This is a genomic window from Halobacillus mangrovi (genome assembly GCF_002097535.1).
GTDB lineage: Bacteria > Bacillota > Bacilli > Bacillales > Halobacillaceae > Halobacillus > Halobacillus mangrovi_A.
Genome location: NZ_CP020772.1, coordinates 1,842,223 through 1,860,891 on the forward strand (window position 1 = coordinate 1,842,223; position 18,669 = coordinate 1,860,891).

15 protein-coding genes and 1 other annotated feature are annotated in these 18,669 nt (G+C 41.2%); of the genes, 12 read left to right on the top strand and 3 right to left on the bottom strand.

Annotated features, from left to right (window positions below; all coding sequences use genetic code 11):
- Positions 1-36 precede the first annotated feature (36 nt).
- Both tgt and yajC read left to right on the top strand, forming a co-directional pair.
- Complete coding sequence (tgt, locus tag HM131_RS08890) at positions 37-1,173, top strand: tRNA guanosine(34) transglycosylase Tgt (protein ID WP_085029425.1); 1,137 nt, start codon at positions 37-39, stop codon at positions 1,171-1,173.
- A 15-nt stretch (positions 1,174-1,188) separates the two neighbouring features.
- The gene (yajC, locus tag HM131_RS08895; RefSeq protein ID WP_085029426.1) at positions 1,189-1,452 is read left to right on the top strand and encodes a preprotein translocase subunit YajC; all 264 of its coding nucleotides are present in this window, start codon (positions 1,189-1,191) and stop codon (positions 1,450-1,452) included.
- 56 nt (positions 1,453-1,508) lie between these two features.
- Here the strand turns inward: yajC and HM131_RS08900 are convergent, their stop codons facing one another.
- Positions 1,509-1,895: a TIGR04086 family membrane protein gene (locus HM131_RS08900; protein WP_085029427.1), complete on the bottom strand. Its 387-nt coding sequence runs from the start codon at positions 1,893-1,895 to the stop codon at positions 1,509-1,511.
- Positions 1,896-2,021: 126 nt separating this feature from the next.
- On the opposite strand from HM131_RS08900, the gene HM131_RS08905 reads away from it, so the two are divergent.
- Together HM131_RS08905 and HM131_RS08910 are read left to right on the top strand one after the other, a co-directional pair.
- Complete coding sequence (locus HM131_RS08905) at positions 2,022-3,308, top strand: ArsB/NhaD family transporter (RefSeq protein ID WP_085029428.1); 1,287 nt, start codon at positions 2,022-2,024, stop codon at positions 3,306-3,308.
- Between the two features lie 647 nt (positions 3,309-3,955).
- Positions 3,956-4,606 carry a YetF domain-containing protein gene (locus tag HM131_RS08910; protein ID WP_408607125.1) on the top strand — a complete coding sequence of 217 codons (651 nt, stop codon included), beginning with the start codon at positions 3,956-3,958 and terminating at the stop codon, positions 4,604-4,606.
- Between the two features lie 21 nt (positions 4,607-4,627).
- Here the strand turns inward: HM131_RS08910 and spoVB are convergent, their stop codons facing one another.
- Positions 4,628-6,184: a stage V sporulation protein B gene (gene spoVB, locus HM131_RS08915; RefSeq protein ID WP_085029429.1), complete on the bottom strand. Its 1,557-nt coding sequence runs from the start codon at positions 6,182-6,184 to the stop codon at positions 4,628-4,630.
- 121 nt (positions 6,185-6,305) lie between these two features.
- Here spoVB and HM131_RS08920 point away from each other — a divergent pair, with 121 nt between their 5' ends.
- From HM131_RS08920 to dtd, 7 genes are all read left to right on the top strand, one after another.
- The gene (locus HM131_RS08920; RefSeq protein ID WP_085029430.1) at positions 6,306-6,587 is read left to right on the top strand and encodes a post-transcriptional regulator; all 282 of its coding nucleotides are present in this window, start codon (positions 6,306-6,308) and stop codon (positions 6,585-6,587) included.
- A gap of 196 nt (positions 6,588-6,783) precedes the next feature.
- Positions 6,784-9,060: a protein translocase subunit SecDF gene (secDF, locus tag HM131_RS08925; protein ID WP_085029431.1), complete on the top strand. Its 2,277-nt coding sequence runs from the start codon at positions 6,784-6,786 to the stop codon at positions 9,058-9,060.
- Positions 9,061-9,163: 103 nt separating this feature from the next.
- Positions 9,164-9,496 (top strand): LapA family protein, encoded by a 333-nt coding sequence (locus HM131_RS08930; protein WP_085029432.1) that lies wholly within the window; start codon positions 9,164-9,166, stop codon positions 9,494-9,496.
- Between the two features lie 56 nt (positions 9,497-9,552).
- On the top strand, positions 9,553-11,880 hold the full coding sequence (gene recJ, locus HM131_RS08935) for a single-stranded-DNA-specific exonuclease RecJ (protein ID WP_085029433.1): 2,328 nt from the start codon (positions 9,553-9,555) through the stop codon (positions 11,878-11,880).
- The gene (locus HM131_RS08940) at positions 11,870-12,382 is read left to right on the top strand and encodes an adenine phosphoribosyltransferase (RefSeq protein ID WP_085029434.1); all 513 of its coding nucleotides are present in this window, start codon (positions 11,870-11,872) and stop codon (positions 12,380-12,382) included. Before recJ ends, HM131_RS08940 begins: the two co-directional genes overlap by 11 nt.
- A gap of 142 nt (positions 12,383-12,524) precedes the next feature.
- Positions 12,525-14,729, top strand: coding sequence for a RelA/SpoT family protein (locus HM131_RS08945; RefSeq protein ID WP_085029435.1), 2,205 nt, complete (start codon positions 12,525-12,527; stop codon positions 14,727-14,729).
- Positions 14,730-14,750: 21 nt separating this feature from the next.
- Entirely contained in the window at positions 14,751-15,197 is a 447-nt protein-coding gene (dtd, locus tag HM131_RS08950) for a D-aminoacyl-tRNA deacylase (RefSeq protein WP_085029436.1), read from the top strand.
- A 241-nt stretch (positions 15,198-15,438) separates the two neighbouring features.
- Here the strand turns inward: dtd and HM131_RS08955 are convergent, their stop codons facing one another.
- Positions 15,439-16,941 carry an N-acetylmuramoyl-L-alanine amidase family protein gene (locus HM131_RS08955; RefSeq protein WP_198162749.1) on the bottom strand — a complete coding sequence of 501 codons (1,503 nt, stop codon included), beginning with the start codon at positions 16,939-16,941 and terminating at the stop codon, positions 15,439-15,441.
- A gap of 157 nt (positions 16,942-17,098) precedes the next feature.
- Positions 17,099-17,315, top strand: a binding site (T-box leader).
- 72 nt (positions 17,316-17,387) lie between these two features.
- Here HM131_RS08955 and hisS point away from each other — a divergent pair.
- Positions 17,388-18,668: a histidine--tRNA ligase gene (gene hisS / locus HM131_RS08960; protein ID WP_085029438.1), complete on the top strand. Its 1,281-nt coding sequence runs from the start codon at positions 17,388-17,390 to the stop codon at positions 18,666-18,668.
- Position 18,669: the final 1 nt, after the last annotated feature.

Consider the following 18,669-nt stretch of genomic DNA (forward strand, 5'->3'; position numbering starts at 1 on the left):
TAGAACGGAATTTTTCAAGATAGAAAGGAACGTAACATGGCAATCACATACGAGTTAATTAAAACATGTAAACAGACAGGGGCTCGTCTCGGCAAAGTTCATACCCCACATGGATCATTTGAAACTCCCATGTTTATGCCGGTAGGTACGCTAGCCACCGTCAAAACGATGAGTCCTGAAGAGTTAGAGCGGATGGGAGCCCAAATCATTCTCTCGAATACGTACCATTTATGGCTACGACCTGGGGAAGACATCGTGGAAGAAGCAGGTGGTCTTCACTCCTTTATGAATTGGAATGGGTCAATTCTCACTGATTCCGGCGGTTTCCAAGTCTTCAGTCTTAGTGATTTAAGACAAATCGAGGAGGAAGGGGTGCATTTTCGTAACCATATTAGCGGTGAAAAGCTATTTCTTTCACCGGAAAAAGCCATGCAGATCCAGAACTCCCTAGGAGCAGATATTATGATGGCTTTCGACGAATGCCCTCCGTATCCAGCTGAGCATGACTATATGAAAAAATCGGTCGAACGGACAAGCCGTTGGGCTGAAAGATGTTTGGAAGGACATAAGCGACCACATGACCAAGGATTGTTTGGAATCATTCAGGGAGGCGAATATGAGGATCTTCGCCGTCAAAGTGCAAGAGATTTAACTTCCCTGGACTTTCCTGGCTATGCAGTTGGTGGCTTGTCTGTAGGTGAACCAAAAGACGTCATGAATAAAGTTTTGGATTTCACGACTCCTTTGCTTCCGACAGATAAACCGCGTTACTTGATGGGAGTAGGTTCCCCTGACTCACTTATTGATGGAAGTCTAAGAGGAATCGATATGTTTGACTGTGTGCTGCCAACCCGTATAGCACGGAACGGAACGTGTATGACCTCAAATGGAAGACTGGTTGTTCGCAATGCTAAATTCGCACGAGATTTCCGACCAATCGATGAGAATTGCGATTGTCACACATGTCGAAATTATAGCCGCGCCTATATCCGTCATCTGGTCAAAGCAAACGAGACGTTTGGGTTTAGACTTACGACTTATCATAATCTTTATTTTCTGTTAAAATTAATGAGGCAAGTTCGTGAAGCCATTCGAGAAGATCGACTCGGTGACTTTAGAGAAGAATTCTTTGAACAGTATGGTTTCAACAAACCAAACGCAAAGAACTTTTAGAAAGGGGGAAGTTAAATGGATACATTAGTAGGTTTATTGCCGATCATTCTAATGTTTGTCATTTTCTATTTCCTATTAATCCGTCCGCAGCAAAAGAAACAGAAGAAAGTCCAGCAAATGCAGTCGGATCTACAAAAAGGCGATAGAATCATTACAATCGGAGGACTACATGGTACGATTCATGCTATAGATGAGGGTACTCTTGTGATTTCTGTACAAGATGGATCACAGCTGAAATTTGACCGTTCTTCTATTCGCGAAAAGTTAAATCAAGACTAATGAGTTTACGATTGAGCAATCCCGTTACACAGTAGTGTAGCGGGATTTGTTTTTATTTACCGTTTGGCTGCTGATCTTCTTGGCAGATTTACACCAATCATTCCTCCTAGCCAGGCCGCAACAAGTAACCCGCCGAAATAACTAAGCTGTGGAAGAGAAACCCATTGATTTTCAAAGATAACTTGAAATAAGACCATAGCGGATACGAAGATCAACCCTGTCATACCTCCGGATAACCACCCTTTCTGCTCCCCTTTATAAGCCGCCAACATCCCTCCGAAGGCTAAAATACTTATCCCTGCGATTAGAGCCATTTGGTTGAGGGTTTGATACTCCATGTTGGTAAAACGAAGCAGTAAAGCTAATATTCCTGAAAAGACAATCATCAGTATGAAGATCGAGCCAACTCCATATCCAAGCACACCCTGGATTAATTTTTTCATATTCCTGCCTCCTTTTTATTAGCTTGTCATTTTAACTATATGCATGAATTCTCCTTCGATAGAAGTAGATATTTTTCAATGGAACTGAATAGGTATAAGTAAAGTCCAGTTAAAAGGGGAAGGTCTATGACAACTGTGCTTGCATTACTCATTTTCGTTGCTAGTTATGTACTGATCATGACAGAAAAGTGGAATCGGGCCCTTGTAGCTTTAGCGGGCGGAGTCCTGCTCTTGCTGACCAAAGTATATGAATGGGAAGAAGCTTTCGGTTTCATAGACTGGGAGACGGTTGCCTTGCTTTTTTCTATGATGGTCCTTGTGTCCATTACGAAAAAAACAGGGATCTTTACGTATATGGCTATACGTCTTGCCCAATTGGTTAAAGGGCGTCCTGTACCATTATTAGTGGTCACCGCCATCTTTACGGCCGTAGGATCCGCCTTTTTGGACAACGTCACCACGGTCCTTTTGTTCGTACCAGTCCTTCTCTCACTTATTGAAAAGCTAAAGCTACCTGCCTTTCCATACCTGTTAGTGACTATTTTTAGTTCTAACATAGGAGGAACGGCAACTCTAATTGGTGATCCGCCTAACATTATGATCGGACAAGCGGTCCAGCATTTCAGTTTTGTATCTTTTATTTATCACCTTGGACCAGTCGTATTTATCATATTCTCCATCATGCTGACTTTAAGTGTACTCCTTTTTAGGAAGCGGTTAACGTATGATCAAGAGCTGGCAAGACGGTTAATGGAACTTGATGCATCCGAGCATTTAAACAAATCGAAGCTCTTATTCCAATCCGTGTCAGTTCTTCTATTAACCATTACGGGATTTATGATGCATCCATTTGTACACATGGATATAACGACTATTGCCGTAAGCGGAGCTTTACTACTATTGTTCTTGACGGACAAAGAACTTGATGTAGAGCATGTATTCCAGGAAGTAGAATGGGTGACCTTGTTTTTCTTCATGGGCCTGTTCATGTTGGTTGGAGGTTTAGAGACGGTAGGAATTATTGATGAGCTGGCACGCGGAATGGTTTGGGTTTCTGGCGGAGATTTACCAATAACTTCTATGGTAATGCTCTGGAGTTCGGGGTTATTATCGGGTGTAGTTGACAACATACCGTTTGTTGCCGCTATGATTCCAGTGGTACAAGAGTTGCAAGGGTACGGAATGATGAATGTCGATCCTGTCTGGTGGTCTCTTGCCTTAGGGGCGTGTCTGGGTGGAAATGGAACACTGATTGGAGCTTCAGCTAATGTGGTTGTAGCAGGACTAGCGGCTAGCCATAAACAACCGATTCCTTTTGTAAAGTTTTCTCTATATGGAATTCCTATCTTAATCATGTCGCTAGCTGTTTCTTCGGTCTATGTTTTCTTCAGATATCTAATCCCTTTTCTTTAAAGTATCTGGTGAACAATACAATTAAAATTCTCCCTGGTTTATTCAACTTTATAGTAGGATAGTTGAAGACTTGGTTTCGAGATGCTGGTGGTGATAAAGGGTCGTTGGGGAAGGATTCGCTTTCCTTCGGGGGAACAGGCAAGCCTCCTGGTTCGCTGCGCTCCTGTGGGGTCTCGCCTAGCTCCTTCTCCCGCGGGAGTCTCACCCTTCCCTAACGCCCCTTGCCTGATAAGGTTCTCGTAATCTTGCTATGTAGAATTTGCTATCCGTTGCATGAAAACCGTTGGCAATGCAGAATTTTTAATATAACCAGTTCTTCACATGATTCATTCCAGAAAAAGATCGAGTACCTTTATATCGCATGGTGGATGGGAAAACGGCGAGACTCCTGTGGGATGAACATGATCGGTGAGACCCCGGAAAACGAAGTTTGAGGAGGCTCAGCACATGCCCACGGAAAGAGAGTCGTTTTCCCGTCCACCATATTCCACATAAAAGTCTCGAAACTGAGTCTTCAGGCTAAGGAGGCTTGAATGGAGGAAGCATTTAATTACTTAGAAACGCTAAGTTCATCCATTACATAATAAAAATGAAAAAATAGGTGATGTTAGGAAGAGGTAAACCTTCACGAAAGGTAGTGGGTGGACGTGGAAATCGCCTCAATCATTTTTAGAACTTTCATCACTTATTTTGTTATATTGATTGTATTTAGATTAATGGGAAAGCGTGAAATAGGCGAACTGAGCGTCATGGACCTTGTAGTTTTCATCATGTTGGCTGAAATAGCAGTTTTCTTAATTGAAAAACCAGAATCACCTTTATGGCAAGCCATCGTTCCTATGACCATTTTGCTTATTATCCAGTTGGGCAGTGCCTGGATATCTTTGAAGAATCAACGATTTCGGAATTGGTTTGACGGAAAACCTACAGTCATCATTAAACACGGAAAAATTGATGAATACGAAATGAAACGCCAGCGCTATAATTTTAACGATTTGCTACTCCAGCTCCGTGAGCATGGAATTCAACAAGTGGATGACGTAGCTTATGCTATACTTGAGCCTTCAGGAAAACTTTCCGTTTTTGAGAAGAATGATGATGGAGGATCTGATTATGCCGTCGTCCTTATCGCGGATGGGAAAGTGCAATACAGCGGACTTAAAACGATCCGAAAGAATAAAAACTGGCTATTGAATGAAGTAAGGAAACAGGGGTTCAGTTCTGTAGAAGAAATTTCGCTGTGTACAATCAATGATGAAGGTGAATTGTCCATGGATAAAAATAATGAAGTGAAATAAAAAATAGCCTCCTGTCGGGGGCTATTTTTTTGGCAGGATCCTATTCCAGGGGATCATCTTCCATTCGTCTTTATGAAGCAGCTTAAACACAAAGAGAAGAATAAAGTATAAAACAGTCAGTATTGTTCCCATTGTGAGTAGTTGATACAGCGGTTTGCTCGCTTCCAACCAATGCTGCTTCATTTCAAAACCAATATAGCCAGTGCAAGAAACAACGATCAAAAATCTTAGAAGCATTGCACCTGGAAATTTAAACACTTTATGCTTGATTAATACCATCAAGTGAAGCAATGTAACGACAACGACTCCTACAACGATAGCAATAGCAACTCCGTTAATTCCAAACTCCGGTTGAGAACTCAGACCTACAAGTACAATGAATTTGATTACCGAACCAATGAGTGAGTTCCACATGGCAGGCTGGGCAAGGTCAAGTGCCTGGAGACTAGCCTGTAGTGGTGTTTGAATATAATGAAGCAGGAAGAAAGGGGCCATAAACTGTAATAAAAAAGCTGCCTGACTCGTTCCGTAAACTGTATATAAAATCACTGCTGGAAAGATCATAAAAACGACTGTAACTACGCCGCCGGAGGCCAAAGATAAGCGGATGGATTGCAGTATTCGATATTGAATAATATCTTTCTTACCTCTCGCTGCTGCTTCACTAATGGAGGGGACAAGAGCTGTTGAGAGAGCATGGGTCAAGAAAGTGGGTAAGAAAAGCAACGGAAGAATATACCCAGTCAACTCTCCATAGAGTTTGGTAGACTCAACCGCTGCTATCCCTGCAATTGCAAGACTTTGAGCAACCAAAATCGGCTCAAAAAAATAAGTCAACGATCCAATAAATTTACTCCCTGTAGTAGGAAGCGCAATGCTCATCAGTTCATTGAGGGTTTTACGCCCCTCTTTAATATGTTTTGTCCAAGTCTTTCTTAATTTGAAACGCTTTTGAAGATTAAACTGCCTTAGCATATAAATTAAGGACACAAATTCTCCTAAGACAACTGCTGCCATAGCACCTGCAGCTGCATATTGAACTCCATAAGGTAAAAACAACTTTGTTAATACAATTACTGCTCCGATCCTGACAATTTGCTCAATAACTTGAGACATGGCCTGAGGCTTCATGTTTTGTCGGCCTTGAAAATAACCCCTAATAACAGAAGAAACCGCTATAATTGGAATAATTGGGGTTACGGCTAACAACGGGTACAAAGCTCTAGCATCGGTGAGAAAATAGTTAGCCACTACCGGAGACAACAAAAATAGCCCGCCTGTGAAAAGGATACCTAAAGATCCTGTAACAGAGATGGAAATGATTAAGATCTGCTTGATTTTCTTTTCGTCCCCTAAAGCTTCTGCTTCCGATACACGTTTTGAAATGGCTACCGGCAGTCCGAATTGCGTGATGGTGATGGCTAAAATTAAGGTAGGCAGTGCCATCATATACAATCCGACACCTTCTGCACCCATGACTCGTGCTACGACAATTCGGTTGATGAAACCAAGCAGCCTTGTAATTAATCCAGCCGCTACAAGAATGAGAGCTCCATGAAGAAAGGTTTGTTTTGACATATCGATGATCCGCCTTCTCAAAGAATTAAAATTCAGCTACAATGAATTATATGCGCTTGGATGGACAAGGCATGACAAACGATTACAGGTGAATCCAATTCTTTAAACAGGGAGTGCCGATATGGAGGAAGAGAAAACGGTAAGTCAATGGAAGAAACATGTGGATCCGGTTCTTATTATTAAAACGGACGAGCTTCGATTATTGGGATATGTCACTACGAAGAATGAGGTATGGGAATGCTTAAGAGCAAAAGTATGGGAAGGGAATCCTGAAAAGCGGTTATACGAGATTGTCCAAGACGTACTACATCTGAAAAGCCATACATATGAAAGTTTTGTTAATCATGAAGAGAATGATGACTTAGAAGCCATAGAGGACGTCAACTCTGGATATAATGAATAATAGATTGTGTTGACATCTTTTGACATCGTTCCATATGATCAATCAATAGTTGCCAAATGAGAAATTAATAGTAAAATTGTTACGGAGACAAGCGAGAAACATCTCATCCGTTAGATAAGTGTGTACGTACATCTATACATACGTCTGGAATTTGAATGAAAGGGATGTGCTCAGGCATAAAGGAGGAAACCGCGTAATGGTGAAACGAGGTCGTATCGTCGCCTTTTTTTTAGTGCTAATCCTTTTAGCTGCTACGATTGGGACGACCATAACAGGTGTTACAAAAGATATTCGACTAGGACTTGACCTTCAAGGTGGATTCGAAATTCTATATGATGTTGAACCACTGGATGATAGTCAAGAAGTTAATAGACAAGTACTTGAAGCTACAGTTGAAGCATTGAACAGGCGTGTAAATACTTTAGGAATCAGTGAAACAAATATTGCCATTGAGGACGGAGGAAGGATTCGTGTTCAATTGGCTGGAATAGAGGACCAGCAGCAGGCTCGTGAATTGTTGTCGACCACTGCTGAATTATCTTTCCGTGGTGTTGATGGTAAGGAGTACATGAATGGTACGGATATTAAAGAAGGAAGTGCGCAGCAAAGTTTCAACCCAGATAATAATAATCCCATTGTAACATTGGAAGTTAAAAGCGCTTCTGAGTTTTATGATGTAACCCAGGAAATTGCTAATAAAGAGCAGGATCCAAGTACTCCGTATCCAGAGAATCTGTTAGCGATTTGGATGGATTATGATGAGGATTCTTCGTTTGCTGACGAATATGGAAAAGAAGATCCAGGTTATATCTCGGCACCAGCGGTCGATGAAGCCATTCGAAGTAATACGGTACAAATTGAGGGTAATTTCACGGTAGAGTCTGCCAAGCAGCTGGCTGATATCCTTAATGCAGGGTCTCTTCCTGTGAACCTTGAGGAAACTTATTCTACCTCTGTTGGAGCTCAATTTGGTGAGCAAGCGATGAATAAGACAATTATAGCAGGAGCTATAGGTATTGCCACGATCTTCTTATTCATGATTGCTTATTACCGATTCCCTGGCGCTATCGCAGTCGCAACGCTTTCAGTATATATTTACTTAATCCTTCTTGTGTTCGAGTTGATGAATGGGGTATTAACTCTGCCAGGTATTGCAGCTTTGATTCTCGGGGTAGGTATGGCGGTTGATGCCAATATCATTACCTATGAGAGGATAAAAGAAGAGTTGAAGGCTGGGAAATCCGTTATGTCCGCCTTCAAAGCAGGAAATAAGCGATCGCTGGCTACGATTCTTGACGCCAACATTACTACTTTAATTGCTGCCACTGTTCTTTTCATCTTCGGAACAAGCTCAGTTAAAGGATTTGCTACGATGTTAATTGTCAGTATCCTTGTCAGCTTCATCACAGCTGTTTATGGATCACGCTTATTCTTAGGACTATGGGTGAAGAGCCGCTTCTTAAATAAACGTCCAAAATGGTTTGGAGTGAAGCCTGAAGACATTCAGGACATTGAAGAAGGGGAAGAAGTAGAACCAAAGGTCTTGGGACGTCAATTTGATTTCGTAGGCTTACGCAAGCGTTTCTTTACGATTTCAATCGTCCTGATCTCAGCCGGGATCTTGGCTTTAGCTATTTTCAAACTGAATCTGGGCATTGACTTCACCAGTGGATCACGTGTATCCATTCTGGCAAATGAACAGATTAATGCTGAACAAGTTGAACAGACTCTAGAAGAGGAATTTAACGTTAAACCTAAACAAGTCGTTATTTCAGGTGACAATAACGAAATAGCTGTTGCCCGTTTTGAAAGTGAATTAGGAAAAAGTAAAATCGGAGAAATTCAAAGTTATTATGAAGAACAATATGGTAATACTCCGAACGTAAGCACAGTTTCACCGGTTGTCGGTCAGGAACTTGCCAAAAATGCCGCTTTAGCAGTCTTGTATGCATCGATCGGGATTATCATTTACGTAACCATCCGATTCGAATTTTATTTTGCATTAACTGCGATCATCGCTTTATTACATGACGCATTCTTTATCATTGCTTTATTCAGTCTGACACGGCTTGAGTTTGATATTACGATTATCGCAGCGATCCTCACTATTGTGGGGTACTCGGTTAACGATACAATTGTGACGTTTGACCGGATTCGTGAGAATTTGAAAATGAAGAAGAAAGTCAAGTCCTTCAAGGAACTTGCTAAAGTGGTCAATGATAGTTTGATGCAAACCCTCGCAAGAAGTATCAACACCGTTCTGACAGTCATTTTTGCCGCTGTCATGCTGTTGTTCTTCGGTGCATCATCAATCACGAACTTCTCATTTGCTCTTGTGGTCGGCTTGTTAGCAGGTACGTACTCTTCCCTATTTATCGCTTCACAGCTCTGGCTTGTGTGGCGTGGAAAGAATATTAAAGACAAGCCAATTCAATTTGTTAAAAAGAAAAATACCGGAGGCCCACAGGTCTAAATTTTTAAGCAGCGATCGCATAGCGGTCGCTGTTTTTTTGGTTGAACTAAACGTGTTCAGGGTATATCAATAGTAAACGTCCTCGTTGAAAGGAGATGAAAACATGAAAGGCCAAGGTTACATCATATTTGCATTCATCTTTGCTTTAGTTATCGCAGTATTTGCCGTTATTAATGTCGATCCTGTGCAGGTGAATTATCTATTTGGTTCTGGAGAGGCTCCCTTGATATTAGTCATTCTGATTTCTGTTCTTTTAGGGGGATTGGCAACGGCTTCTGTTGGAGCTGTCCGTTATTTTAAATTAAAGCGTGAAAACCGATCTTTACATCAACAATTAACAAAGGATAAAAGCTCTATCCCGAAAAAGGATGAAGAAACAAAAGAACCTGAGAAATCCAATGTTCAAAAGGAAAACAGTACGTTTAAAACACCATAGATATGTTTGCTACCCCTGGACCGCTCTTGTATAATAGATTGGTCAGGGGTGAACTTATGTTACAAAGCAAGATGAAATGGAAGTTTACATATACAAACCAATTGGAGAAGGTGCAGTCAATTAAAGGATTAACTCCTCTTACTCAACAACTGTTGATGAAGCGGGAGATCGTAAGTGACGAAGCTATTCAGCGGTTTTTGAATCCTTCTATTGATGATCTCCATGATCCTTTTCTTATGGAAGACATGGCTAAAGCTGTTGATCGAGTCAGACAAGCCATTGAAAACGAAGAGTCTATTCTAGTTTTTGGTGACTATGATGCAGACGGTGTCAGTTCAACGACTGTTATGGTAGAAGCGTTAAGAGAAGCTGGTGCCGACTGTGACTTTTATATTCCTAATCGTTTCACAGAAGGATATGGGCCAAACGAAGAGGCTTTTCGTTTTGCACATGATTCTGGATATTCCATTATTATTACTGTAGATACAGGCATTGCTGCTATGAATGAGGCTGATTTAGCTAAGCAGCTAGGAATTGATTTAATCATTACAGACCACCATGAAGTTCAGGAAGTTTTGCCGGATGCTTATGCCATTATTCATCCGAAGACATCCAGTCAATATCCATTCCAAGAGCTAGCTGGAGTAGGGGTTGCTTTTAAGTTTGCCGAAGCCTTGTTAGGTCGTTTCCCCAAGGATCTTCTGGATCTGGTTGTAATTGGGACGGTAGCTGATCTTGTGCCTCTCAAAGATGAAAACCGCGTTCTGGCTGCTATCGGGTTACAGGCCATCTCTCATTCAAAACGACCTGGTGTTCTAGCTTTAAAGGAAGTGTGCGGCATTGAGGGAGAAATTACAGAAGAAACGATTGGATTCACAATTGGTCCGCGACTAAATGCAGTAGGGCGCTTGCAAGACGCATCACCTGCTGTGGATTTGCTGCTATCCCAAAATGTAGAGGAAGCTTTGGAGATTGCTAAATTTATCAACCAGTTGAATCAGGACCGTCAAAAGATTGTATCTGATATTGCTAAACAGGCGGACGAGATGCTTATTGAAAAGTCTGCTGATTTAGAGAACGTTATTGTTGTAGCAAAAGAGGGCTGGAATCCTGGGGTCCTAGGGATTGTAGCCTCAAAACTTGTCCGTCAATATGACCGTCCAGCTATCGTTCTAGGCATTGACTCTGAAAAGGGAGAAGCCAAAGGCTCTGCTAGAAGTATTGATGCCTTCGATTTGTTCACGAACTGTATGGAAATAAGGGAACGTTTTTTGCACTTTGGTGGCCATGCCCAGGCTGCGGGGATGACGCTATCCATAGATCAAATTGATGCTTTAAGAGCTGATTTGAATGAACTTGCTGATCAGAAGTTGAGCGATGATGATTATCAGCAGGTGCTGGATATCGAGATGACTGTTGACCTTGAAGATATCTCATTAAAGCAGATCGAAGAAGTGAATAAGCTTCGTCCCTTTGGCATGGGAAACCCGAAGCCATTGTTCCATGTCAAAAAGGAACCTAAGGAAGTAAGGTTGATAGGAAGCAAGAAGAATCACCTTAAATTCCAATTTCAAACAGACTCTTCACGAGTAGATGGTCTTGCATTTGGAATGGGAGAACTCTACCCTCAAATCTCTCCATCTGACAAGCTGGATATAGTAGGAGAACTGAGTATAAACGAGTGGAATGGAAGAAAAAATCTACAAATTATGATACAAGATCTGCGCATTGAAGATTGGCAGCTTTTTGATTTGCGCGGTTCCAGGCATGTAGAGAAGAGTATTGTCATTCCAACAGATGAGTCGTTTAAGGCAGTCACTTTTTCTGGAGCGACCAAATCGCCACACAATATACCCATCTATTCAGTTGATGATTTTCAACAAGATGAACGTATTGATGGTTTGGTTATTCTGGATTTACCAAAAGATTTAGAAGAATTAAAAGAACTGTTAAATAGAATACTGGTAAGTAAAATCTTCGTTAGTTATCGGGTGGAAGAAAGTACCTTCCTACAAGCTTGGCCTTCTCGTGACCATTTCAAATGGTTTTATGGTATGCTGTTGAAGCGAAAAGAATTCAACCTTCATCATGAAGCAGATCAGCTGGCCAGACGCAAGGGCTGGGACCGCTCTATGGTTGATTTTATTTCAGAGGTGTTTTTTGAACTTGAATTTGTTAAAATAAAAGATGGACTTATTACGATCAATTCCCAACCTTCGAAAAAAGACTTAAAAGAATCAAAGCTTTATCAAGAAAGAGAAAATCAATTGATGATAGAAAAAACATTGTATTATTCCACATATAAAGAGTTGAAGAATTGGTTCAATCAATATTTAAACGAGAAAGTTAAGCCCGTCAAGGAGGAAGTTGTTAATGGACTATAAAGAACATATCGCCATCGTCGAAGATTGGCCAAAAGAAGGAGTACAGTTTAAAGATATCACTCCTTTAATGGATAATGGTCCAGCATTTAAGTCAGCTGTAGACGAAATTGTTGAATATGCCAAGAAACAAGATATCGATATCGTGGTCGGACCAGAAGCACGGGGATTCATCGTTGGATGTCCCGTTTCCTATGCACTAGAAATCGGCTTTGCTCCTGTGCGTAAAGAAGGTAAGCTGCCGAGGGAAACGATAAAAGTTGATTATGGATTAGAATATGGTAAAGATGTATTGACCATCCATAAAGATGCCATTAAACCTGGTCAGCGTGTATTGATTATCGATGATCTTCTAGCTACTGGAGGCACAATTGAAGCAACGATCAATTTAGTTGAGCAGCTTGGCGGAGAAGTCGCTGGTTGTGCTTTCTTGATCGAACTTACCTATTTAAATGGCCGCAGTAAATTAGAAGGCCATGATGTATTGACTTTAATGCAATATTAGATAAGAAAGAGTGCCCTGTTCAGGGCGCTCTTTGTTTTAGTCAAGCTGGAAGCATTTATCGCTTTACATTTTTCATTCTTTTTTTGATAATGATAAGCAAACCATCTTATGTAAGTAAGTTAAAAGAAACCAGGGTGATTGAATGGCGAAAGATACAGTATTAACTGCTGAAGAAGTGATCGAACAAGCAAGTAAATATTTGAATGATTCTGATCTTGCTTTCATTCGTCGCGCGTATCAGTTTGCTGAGAATGCCCACAGCGATCAATTCCGCAAATCAGGAGAACCCTATATCATTCATCCGATTCAAGTAGCAGGTATACTTGTTAATTTGGAAATGGATCCAGAAACCATCGCCGGGGGTTTTCTTCATGATGTTGTCGAAGATACGAATGTGACTCTTGAAGAAATTGAAGAAGCGTTCAATACGGAAGTTTCTATGCTTGTTGATGGGGTAACGAAACTCGGAAAAATTAAATATAAATCAAAAGAGGCTCAGCAAGCAGAGAATCATAGAAAAATGTTCGTAGCCATGGCTAAGGACATCCGTGTGATTCTTATCAAACTTGCAGACCGTTTGCATAATATGCGCACACTTAAGCATCTGCCAGCTGAGAAACAACGTAGAATCTCTAACGAGACTTTAGAAATATTTGCTCCACTCGCTCATCGTTTAGGGATTTCTACAATTAAGTGGGAGCTTGAAGATACAGCCCTTCGTTATTTGAATCCGCAGCAATATTATCGCATCGTTCATCTCATGAAACAAAAGCGGAATGAACGGGAACATTATATTGAAGAAGTTATTGAAGAAATCCGTAACCAACTTAAAGAAGTGAATATTGACGCTGACTTGAATGGAAGACCAAAGCACCTTTACAGCATCTATAGAAAAATGGTTCTTCAAAACAAGCAGTTTAATGAAATATACGATTTATTAGCTGTTAGGATTACCGTGAACAGTATTAAAGATTGTTACGCTGTACTAGGGATCATTCATACTTGCTGGAAACCGATGCCTGGACGGTTCAAAGACTATATCGCGATGCCTAAGCCGAACCTTTATCAGTCGCTTCACACTACGGTGATTGGTCCAAAAGGAGACCCACTTGAAGTTCAGATTCGTACGCATGAAATGCACGAAATTGCAGAGTATGGAATTGCGGCTCACTGGGCTTATAAAGAAGGAAGACCACACACTGCGGAACAGTCTTTTGAAGAAAAATTAACATGGTTCCGTGAAATTCTGGAATGGCAAAGTGAAACACACGATGCAGAAGAATTTATGGAATCACTTAAAGTTGATTTATTCTCCGATATGGTCTATGTCTTTACACCTAAAGGAGATGTGATAGAACTTCCGTCGGGTTCTGTTCCGATTGATTTTGCCTATCGGATTCACACCGAAGTCGGTAATCAGACTATTGGGGCGAAGGTAAATGGCAAGATGGAACCACTGGACTATGAGTTGAAAACTGGTGACATCATTGAAGTGATGACTTCAAAGCATTCTTATGGGCCATCTAAAGACTGGATCAAACTTGCGCAAACCTCGCAGGCAAAAAACAAAATTAAACAGTTCTTTAAAAAGCAAAGAAAAGATGAAAACATCGCTAAAGGTAAGGAACTTGTAGAACGGGAAATTCGCAATTTCGGAATCCAACCGAAGGATGTTTTAACTGCGGACAACTTGAATCGAGTAGTAGAAAAGTTCAACTTCAGTAATGAAGAGGATATGTATGCAGCTGTTGGATACCAGGGGATTACGGCTGCACAAATTGCTACTCGGGTGACAGAGAGGCTGAGAAAACAACAGCAGAAAGCTCAGGATCTTGAGCAGACATTGAAAGACGTCAGCACAACTGAAATTAAGACTCCTTCCAAGACTGGTAAAAAAGATTCTGGCGTCCGTGTTGAAGGGGTAGATAACCTGCTCGTCCGTTTATCCAAGTGTTGTAACCCTGTACCTGGCGACGATATCATTGGTTATATTACAAAAGGTCGAGGAGTTTCTGTTCATAGAACCGACTGTCCAAACGTCCAGACAGAGGAAGCTCAAACTCGCCTTTTGCCTGTTAAATGGGAAACTTCTGTAACTGATTCAAAGCAATATCATGTTGATTTGGAAATCTGGGGATATGACCGAAGAGGCTTACTGAATGAAGTTCTTCAGGCCGTCAACGAAACAAAGACAAACATTACAGCTGTGTCTGGAAAGTCAGATCGAAACAAAATGGCAACGATTCATATCACCATATTGATTCAAAACACCAGTCATTTACGTAAAATTGTCGAACGAATCAAACAAATCCAAGAAGTCTATACTGTAAGACGTGTCATGCAGTAAGTAGAAAAAGGAGTCATTTGTATGAAAGCTATCGTTCAACGAGCTTTGGACGCCTCAGTGGAAGTGGAGAACGAAACAGTAGGGTCCATAAATAAAGGTCTCGTTATATTGTTGGGTGTTACCCATGAGGATACGGAAGAGGACGCCCGTTATTTAGCAAAAAAAATCCCATTTCTTCGTATATTCGAAGACGAGAATGAGAAAATGAATCTTTCTTTGTTAGATGTCGGAGGTCAAATGCTATCCATTTCTCAATTCACATTATTTGGGGACTGTCGAAAAGGACGCCGGCCTAATTTTATGGAAGCAGCGAAACCCGATCAGGCGGAGGAGCTATACGAGTGCTTCAATAAGCTTGTTGAGGATGAAGGGGTCAGAGTAGAAACAGGTGAGTTTGGTGCAATGATGAACGTTCAATTGACAAACTCTGGTCCAGTGACACTGATTCTAGACAGTAAAGAGAGATAAATCGCTACCACGGAAGTCATTGCTTCTGTGGTTTTTTTTATTTCAAAAAATCCTAATTTTATAAAAACTTCATATTCTGAAGAATTTATTTCAAGCCATTTGTAAAAATATTTCCGTTGCAAGAATAGATTTAGGAGGTCCTTCCAGAATACTGCTATATAGTTGAAAGATGATTGAGAGGGGGATAGAAGAGAAGCAGGGTAAAATAAAAAAACTGTCTCATTGAGACAGTTTTCTGTATTCAGTTAAAATAGTCGATTAGACCTTGAGTGATTCCCTTACTTGCATTTTTTTGATAACTGGAACTTCTAACTGTTTGCTCTTCTCTAGCATTAGAAATGAATCCCAGTTCCAATAGGATGGAAGGCTTCTTATTCTCTCTTAGTACGTGAAAGTTGCCATATAACGTTCCGCGGTCACGAAGCCCAGTTGAGGCGACCATGCGCTCCTGTACGAATGCTGCCAACTCCTTATCTTTTGAATGATAATAATAACTGCTGATCCCATTTGCATCTACCGCTAAAGGAGCACTGTTGTAATGAAGGCTAATAAACACGTCCGCTTTCGAAGCGTTAGAGTAAAAGCCGCGAATGGAAAGAGGAATATATTCATCCGAATCGCGAGACATTAGTACTTTTGCGCCACTTTTCTGGAGTTCAGTTCTTAAAGCTAGTGCAGTGTTCATCGTCATCGTCTTTTCATAAGTACCCGCGCGCCCGATAGCACCGGAATCTCTTCCCCCATGGCCTGCATCAATCATGATGGTTTTACCTTTTAAATTGCCTGTAAGATCGCCCGAGGAGGTTCGGGTTTCCTCTTTCTGCTCATTAACGATCCAGCTTGCTACGAATGCGGTTTTATTTTTGTATTTAATTTCATACCACTGTCCTTGTTGATCAACAACATCGAATTGATCTCCTTTATGCACTCGTGCTAAGACCTTGTCATTGGTTGTAGGTCCGTTTCTCAGATTTGTTCCGTTGTACTGAATGGTTACTTGTGTCGCGCTTGAACGGGTAGTGTCATCTAATTCATTGACAAGCCAGCCAGCTACCCATCCAGTTTCACCGCTGCTCGATTTAATTTGATACCAGCGATCCTTCTTGTCTATGTAATCTAATACTTTTCCTTGATAGACTTGTGTAAGAACCTCTCCTTTTAAAGAATTTGAGCTGCGTACATTTAGAACTGTGGTACCCACTTTAAGTTTTCCTTCTACTGTTTTATTAGGAGACACAGGTTCTTTTACTTCCGAGTGTTCTAAAGTTGGTTCATCATTTGATGATAAATAATCGCTGTGCACCCAGCCTCTGTTTTTTTTATGGGTGACGTAAAACCAGTTTCCTTCTTGTTTTTCAAGCTCAACCTCATCGCCTTTCATTAAATAACCTTTCACCTTTCCTTTAAGGCTTGCTTCCGACCTTATTCTAAGGTAGTTGACCTTTGATACGGAAGCAGAGGAGACATTTGCCGCTTGATCTCCTTTCATAGTGACCATCCAGTTCGCAACCCAGCCGGATTTAGAATCTAAGTTAATTTTCACCCAGTCCCCTTCTGTTTCCAGTACGGAATAGGTTTCTTCCTCGTAAACTTGAGCAATCCTTTCATAATCAGTTCCAGGTCCTGATCTTACATTCAAACTGTCAACTTCAATAACCACCTCATCGGCTTGAACGGAGGCTTCGGGCATTCCTGTTAGGGCAATGGTTAGTAGAATGAATAGAAAAATTCCTTTTTTGAGCATGGCACACACCTCCTTTGATTCATACGTCTCACTATTCGACATAGAGAAGAAGCACACCTTCCTCACTGGAAAATTTTTTTTCGAGTAAATTCTTAAGACAGCTTGACATTTAAATCGAAAAAGCTATATGATAGTAATCAATTCTATAAGGAATCGATGAAAACCAATGAGGAAAAAAGTAACTAGATCCCATACAAACAGAGACGGATTGCCATCAGGCTGAAAGCATTCCTTTGTGATGGTCTAGTGAAAGACATTTCTTAGGTGCCATATCGAAAGCGAGTAGGTATGGACGTACACAGGCGTTAACTGTTTTTGAGTGGAAGCTTTGCTTCAATCAGGGTGGCAACGCGGGAGGAGTTCCCGTCCCTTTTCCGATCTAAGGAAAAGGGACGGGAACTTTTTTATGGAAATATATAGTGGGTTTATTTGAAGGAGGAGATCAGATGAGTATCAATGCCCCTCGAGGAACGCAGGATATCCTGCCAGGTACTTCAGAAAAATGGCAATTTGTTGAACAGCAATTAACGGACTTATGTCGCCGTTATCATTATAAAGAAATCCGTACCCCTATCTTTGAACATACCGAGCTTTTTCAGCGAGGTGTAGGGGACAGTACTGATATTGTTCAAAAAGAGATGTACACCTTTGAAGATCGAGGAGGAAGAAGCGTCACTCTAAGACCAGAGGGTACGGCTTCAGTGGTTCGCTCATTTGTCCAGAATAAAGTATATGGATTACCTAATCAGCCGACCAAGTATTTTTATATTGGCCCGATGTTTCGATATGAGCGTCCGCAACAAGGGAGACAACGTCAATTTGTCCAGTTTGGGATCGAAGCTTTAGGCAGTGACGATCCTGCTGTGGATGCAGAAGTGCTGGCGCTTGCCATGAGTTCTTATGAAGAGCTTGGCTTGAAGTCCTTAAAACTTGTCTTAAACAGCTTAGGAGACCAGGAAAGCAGAGAGACGCACAGAAAAGCATTAGTGAATCATTTCGACCCTTATCGTGATGAGCTTTGTTCGGATTGTCAGGTGAGGCTGGATCAGAATCCATTACGCGTTTTGGATTGTAAAAAAGACCGTGAACATCCAGCAATGGGTAAGGCTCCATCGATACTTGAATATTTAAACGAGTATTCGAAGGACTACTTTGAAAAAGTAAAGTCTTTTCTTGACGTGATGGGAATTGACTATGTCATCGATCCAAACCTCGTTCGAGGGCTTGATTACTATAACCACACCGCTTTTGAGATTATGAGTGAGGCGGAAGGGTTTGGTGCAATCACGACCTTGAGCGGAGGAGGACGCTACACTGGTCTCGTTCAAGAAGTTGGAGGTCCTGAAACATCCGGTATCGGTTTTGCCATGAGTATTGAACGATTACTGATGGCGCTTGAAGCAGAAGGCGTTGAACTTCCTTTAGATGAAGGACTGGATTGTTATATGGTCGCTCTTGGTGAAGAGGCAGAAAAAGCAGCCGTTCGATTGACTTATGAACTAAGAAAAGCTGGCGTTCAAGTTGATAAAGATTACCTTGGCAAAAAAATGAAGGCTCAGTTTAAAGCTGCTGACCGTCTTGGGGCAAAATATGTACTAGTACTTGGAGATCGTGAGCTTGAGGATAATGTGATTAATGTAAAAGATATGACTTCGGGAGAACAAAAAGAGATTTCTCTTGAGGAAGTCGTTACTTATATGAAAGACCAGCTGACAGGAGGCGAATAAG